The 260-nt window shown below is 42.7% G+C and carries 1 tRNA gene; it reads right to left on the reverse strand.

Annotated features, from left to right (window positions below):
• Positions 1-136: 136 nt before the first annotated feature.
• Positions 137-212: transfer RNA gene (locus HPK16_RS16670), tRNA-Ala, on the reverse strand.
• Between the last annotated feature and the right edge of the window lie 48 nt (positions 213-260).

The following is a 260-nucleotide window of genomic DNA, read 5'->3' on the forward strand; positions in this document are numbered from 1 at the left end:
CTAGCAAATTACTTTACTAGTATTACTTTTGGAAATAGCTTTCTATTTCCGCCCTGCGATTCTTACCTAGAAACATCACTGTCTCTATTGGTTTTATCTTTGTTTCTGTTCAGTTTTCAAAGGTCATAAAAATAGTTGGTGGAGCCTAGCGGGATCGAACCGCTGACCTCCTGCGTGCAAAGCAGGCGCTCTCCCAGCTGAGCTAAGGCCCCTTCATAATAAGAGATGGGATATTTTTAATGGTCGGGAAGACAGGATTC

The sequence above is a fragment of the Paenilisteria rustica genome (genome assembly GCF_013820765.1).
Lineage (GTDB): Bacteria > Bacillota > Bacilli > Lactobacillales > Listeriaceae > Listeria_A > Listeria_A rustica.